This window comes from Phenylobacterium sp. (genome assembly GCF_030645195.1).
Classification (GTDB): domain Bacteria; phylum Pseudomonadota; class Alphaproteobacteria; order Caulobacterales; family Caulobacteraceae; genus Phenylobacterium.
The window spans coordinates 1-4,575 of record NZ_JAUSLW010000031.1 but is presented as its reverse complement, the minus strand read 5'-3'; the positions used below and the strand labels follow the sequence as shown (position 1 = coordinate 4,575).

General features: G+C 66.7%; 7 protein-coding genes. 3 read left to right on the top strand and 4 right to left on the bottom strand.

What is annotated here, in order from left to right; translation table 11 throughout:
- From Q7T09_RS02945 to Q7T09_RS02935, 3 genes are all read left to right on the top strand, one after another.
- The coding region (locus Q7T09_RS02945; RefSeq protein WP_304697475.1) for a TauD/TfdA family dioxygenase at window positions 1-300 on the top strand (300 nt) is incomplete at its 5' end.
- Window positions 297-695 carry a hypothetical protein gene (locus Q7T09_RS02940; protein ID WP_304697474.1) on the top strand — a complete coding sequence of 133 codons (399 nt, stop codon included), beginning with the start codon at window positions 297-299 and terminating at the stop codon, window positions 693-695. The genes Q7T09_RS02945 and Q7T09_RS02940, both read left to right, overlap by 4 nt.
- A gap of 247 nt (window positions 696-942) precedes the next feature.
- Window positions 943-1,878 carry a DeoR family transcriptional regulator gene (locus Q7T09_RS02935; protein WP_304697473.1) on the top strand — a complete coding sequence of 312 codons (936 nt, stop codon included), beginning with the start codon at window positions 943-945 and terminating at the stop codon, window positions 1,876-1,878.
- A 6-nt stretch (window positions 1,879-1,884) separates the two neighbouring features.
- On the opposite strand, the gene Q7T09_RS02930 is transcribed toward Q7T09_RS02935, so the two are convergent.
- The 4 genes from Q7T09_RS02930 to Q7T09_RS02915 all read right to left on the bottom strand — a co-directional run bounded on the left by Q7T09_RS02930 (window position 1,885) and on the right by Q7T09_RS02915 (window position 4,059).
- Complete coding sequence (locus Q7T09_RS02930) at window positions 1,885-2,520, bottom strand: hypothetical protein (RefSeq protein ID WP_304697472.1); 636 nt, start codon at window positions 2,518-2,520, stop codon at window positions 1,885-1,887.
- A 447-nt stretch (window positions 2,521-2,967) separates the two neighbouring features.
- Window positions 2,968-3,294: a type II toxin-antitoxin system RelE/ParE family toxin gene (locus Q7T09_RS02925; RefSeq protein ID WP_304697471.1), complete on the bottom strand. Its 327-nt coding sequence runs from the start codon at window positions 3,292-3,294 to the stop codon at window positions 2,968-2,970.
- Window positions 3,291-3,530, bottom strand: coding sequence for a type II toxin-antitoxin system ParD family antitoxin (locus tag Q7T09_RS02920; protein ID WP_304697470.1), 240 nt, complete (start codon window positions 3,528-3,530; stop codon window positions 3,291-3,293). Before Q7T09_RS02920 ends, Q7T09_RS02925 begins: the two co-directional genes overlap by 4 nt.
- Before the next feature lie 70 nt (window positions 3,531-3,600).
- On the bottom strand, window positions 3,601-4,059 hold the full coding sequence (locus tag Q7T09_RS02915; RefSeq protein ID WP_304697469.1) for a hypothetical protein: 459 nt from the start codon (window positions 4,057-4,059) through the stop codon (window positions 3,601-3,603).
- Window positions 4,060-4,575: the final 516 nt, after the last annotated feature.

Below are 4,575 nucleotides of genomic sequence, written 5' to 3'. Positions count from 1 at the left end.
ACCGGCGAGGACGGCCTGTTCATCAACTACGGCTTCACCGACCGCATCAAGGGCCTGCGCCGCAAGGAGAGCGACGCCATCCTGAACATGCTGTTCGAGCACATCCAGAAGCCGGAGTTCCTGGTCCGCTGGCGCTGGAAGGACAACGCCATCGCCTTCTGGGACAACCGGGTGACCCAGCACTACGCGGTCAATGACTACCTGCCCCATCGCCGGATCATGAACCGCGCCACCGTGCTGGGCGACCGACCCTATCATCGCTCGCGCATGCCCGCCGGCGTGAAGGCGGCCGCCGCGTGAGCGAGACTCCCGAAACCTATTACCCCGACACCGGTCTCCTCGCCGTCCTCGCCCGGCTGGGGTTCGGCCTCTGCCTGCTGGCGATCTTCCTGGCGGTGATCGCGCCGGGCTGGCTGACGCCCAAGCTGCTGCATTCCCATTATCTGCAGCACTTCGCGGCCTTCTATGTCGCCGCCTGCGCCGGGCTGGCGGCCATGCCGCGCACTCGGATCCGGCGGATCGCCATCGGCTACCTGCTCTTCGCCCTGGCCCTGGCGATCACCCAGTTCACGCGCGGGGCCAGCCTGGAGGTGGCGGTTCAGAACTGGGTCGCCGACGCCGGGGGGACGGTGGCGGCCCTGGCGCCGGTGGTGGTGGAGCGGTTCCGGCGGATGTTCGCGCCTCGCCCCGCCTGAGGCGCGCCCGGCCGCCGCGAGGCCTCCACCGGAGGTTACCGGTTCCGGCGCCGGTCACGCTCCAAACCTAAGAGGGCGAGCCTGTTTATAGGTTTCAGATGAGTGCATCTGAAACCGACAGGCTCTAGCGCCACTTGGCCGGGAATCGCGGCGCGGCGCACGCGAGCGGCTTTGTAAATCATTGTTCGCGGCCTTGCCGCGCCCCGCTTTCCCGGTTGTTCTGGCCAAGCCTTGGGGGAGGCTGGCCATGATTCATCTGTCCGATTCGGCCAACAACCGGCGCAACCGGCTGATCCTGCGCTGCGTGCTGGAGTTCCTGCTGGACGAGTGCCGCAGCCTCATCCTGACCCACGAGGGCAGCATCACCCGCGCGGCGATCCATCTGGCCGTCGCCCAGGCCTCGCACCGCGGCGCGGCCGGCGCCCCTGGCGCGATCAGCGTCCGCGCCATCGCCCAGTCCCTGGACCTGGCCTATGAGACCACCCGCCGCCAGGTGGGCGCCCTGGAGGCCGCGGGCCTGCTGGCGCGGGCCGGCGAGTCCGGGGTGCGAATCGCCGAGGACCCCGCCCGGCCCCACGTCGGACGCGCCCGGGGACGCCTGGCCGCCCTGCGCGCCCTGGTGGCCGACCTCAAGGGCCTGAACTTCGAGTTCGACCCCGGCCCGCTCGGCCCTTCGATGGAGGACGACGCCCTGGCCGCCCGGCTTTCCGACCTGCTGGACGACTTCATCCTGCGGGTGCTGGAGGCCGGCGTCGAGCCTTACGGCTCGATCCTGGACGCGGTGATCTTCTCGGCCCTGGTGGTCGCCAACGCCGAGGCCATCACCTACGACCCCGAGCTGGCGGCGACCTATGCCTGGTCCGACAGCCCGCCCCCCGACGCGCTTCGCCGCCCGGCCACCATCACCGAACTGGCCGAGCGCCTGGGCATGCCCCACGAGACTGTCCGTCGGCGGATCGCCCGCCACAAGGCCCTGGGCTGGGCCGACCGGGTGCGCGGCGGCTACCTGTCGGCCATGAGCCGACAGCAGGCGCCCGAGGTCATCCAGGGCAGCCAGATCATCGTGCAGCGCTTCCTACAGCTGATACGCGCCGCCCGGCAGACCGGCCTGGACGTCGAGGCTATCGCGCCCTTCGTCCACAGTCCGGCGGCGCGCGCCCCGGCCTGGGCCCTGACCGGCTGACCGACCTCAGGGCGCGATCACCCTCAGGGTCGCGGGATCGAAGATCTGAATCTCGCTGCCCATGTCGGCATAGACGACGACCTGCGGATGGCCGGCCAGCACGGTGAAATAGCGGTCGCCGGCGATGGAGACCCCCAGCGGGCCGCAGGGCGGGTCCATGGGCGCGTCGCTGGCCAGGCTCTTCTCCCAGGCCGCCTTGTCGGCGCCGGTGGGTTCGAACACGAAGCGGTCCTTGCCCCTGGCGTCATAGCCCTGGGCGGGCGCGAAGGCGCAGGCGGCGGTGAACGGGCCGGGCGAAGCGGCGCGCACGGCGGGCAGGATGGCCTCCAGCGGCGCGCCGGCCGCCTTGTCGAAGGTGCGGACCACCATCCGGCTCTCGCCGCCGGCATAGACCAGCCGGAAGCCGGGCAGGCTGTCGTCGGCCTCGATGTGAACCCCGCCGTGGTCGGGACCGCAGGCGAAGGCCTGCATCGCCAGCCGGGCGCCCTTGACCTCCCGCCAGGCGCAGCCGGCGAATTCCGGCGCATTGCGCAGGGCCGAGACCGGCGCGGCGGGCGCCGGCGGGGCCTTGGCGGCGGGCGCTTGCGCGCCGCAGCCGCCCAGCAGGGCCAGCGCGCAGAGACCCGGGCCGACGAGCCGCATGATGTTCTCCCCCATCCGATCCCTCACCATCGGCCGGAAGCCGGCTTCGGCGCAAGGCCGGCCCGTCGGGCTTGCCGCAAACCCACCTAACCGACGAAGCCTACGACCTGACGCGCCATGGCCGACAACGGCTCCTGGACGGGCCTCGAGTCCCACCAGGCCCCGAACTCGGCGCCTGGCGACCCGGGCGATTTCCCAGTTTGAGAACACATCCGAAACAGAATTTGCAAACCGGCTGCAAACCAGAGCGCAAACCGTCCCGCCCAAGGGCCGCGCGAAGGGCTAAAACCTAGCGATTTCAAGGAAGAATTTGTCGCGCCCGGAACGATTCGAACGTCCGACCCTCAGATTCGCAGTCTCGGGAAATCCGTTGGGGGCTCAACGGCTTCACTTCCGAGGCGTGTAAATACGGGTGAGTGAGCATCGATCGCCGCAGAGCCCCGGGTCTCAGCCCTGGGGCTCGCTCAGCCCCGCTGGTATGTCCCGGTGAGCGTGCAGCACCCGCCAAACATCCAAGTAGTCTTCCTGCTCGATGTAGAATACCACGTAGGGGAAGCGCTTCAGGGATCGGGTGCGCAGACCTGGAAGATCAAGCTCGTGACCGTATCGCGGCGAGCCCAACGCCGGTCGACGGCCGATCGCGCGGTAGGTCTCTTCGATAGCGTCGACGAAACGCAAGGCGATCATCTCGCCAGCCTCCGCCGCATAGTAGTCGACCGCGGCTTCAACATCCTGCCGGGCCTTCTCTCTCGGGACGACCTGCTTGGCGCTCATCCCGCCGTATGGTCGCGAGCGCGGCGCCGAAGCCCGTCAAAATAGGCTTGATCAACGGGCGCCGTGAGCGCCGTCGATGCGCCATCGAGGAGAAGGCCGCGCAGATGCAGGCGATCCTGATCCCTCCGGATCAGCTCGCGAACATACTCGCTGCTGGTGCTGTAACCCCTGCCCACGACCTGCTCGTCGACAAAGGTCTTGAGCGCCTCGGGAAGGGAGATGTTCATGGTGGTCATGGAACGTAGGATATTACCTTGCCAAAATTTGGCAAGGCATGGAGGCTGGCGCGCTCGGCGACCCGACCCTTCAGTGGGGTTCGAAGGTGTCCGGTTGAAGCAGGTCATAGATCGCCGCGATCTTCCTGGTCTTCTTCACCTTGACGAGAAGCGCTTTGAATTCGTCCTCGTCCTCATCGCCGTCCGAGTAGTCCTCGGCGTGGGCCTCCATGGCGGCGCACGCGCGGCGCTGGACCTCTTCGAGTAAGACCTTCTCCCGGGGTTCAAGGTCTTGCTCGATACGCGATTGCCGTGGCCCAAACGGCAACAACAGAGAGACCCAGGAACCGGCACGACCTGTTCGGCAAATCGAGCGAACCACCCAGCGGTTTCCCGCCGCATCGATCAATTCCATGCCTGTCTGCGTACCTTCCTTCAGCGTGCGGGGACCGCACCTCGTAAGGGTGTCCAAGTCCCTAAACCCCCAGATTTCCAGGTCGGTGGTGAATCCCAGCACCGGAAAATGAAAGCTCGCGTCGGCGGATTTCATCGACACCCCCAAATTGAACAAACAGGGAACATGTGCGCCGCCGGTTGCGACATGTAAAGCTTCAGCTAGCGTCGCGGCTTCGCCGAAGGTTCTGATGTGGAAGGAAAATGCTGGCGTGCGAGATTCTCTACGGAATCCGCGAGGTGGCCGCCCGTAGCCACCGCTCCGGTCTTCATCCAGTCTGTGGTTCCGTACCAGACACGCCGTATAGGGTCATACCTTGGCCCTGCGCAGTGACGAACGCGGGCGAACATCTCACGGACGGCCGCGTTCGTCAAGAACAAAACGAGAACGTTTCGGACCTTATGCGCAATCAGACCACCCCGCTGGTGAGCTCCAGACTGTGTTTCTTCCAAAAGCCTGAAAAATCAGCACTCTAGAGCATTCTGCGACCTGATTGAATCATTGGGGATTCCCAGGGACCGCGGATTCTGATTCAAGCTCTGTGCTGGTGACGGAGGCCGGCACCTATGAGCAAGGCGCTGTCAGTTGATCTTCGTGAGCGTGTGATCGGCG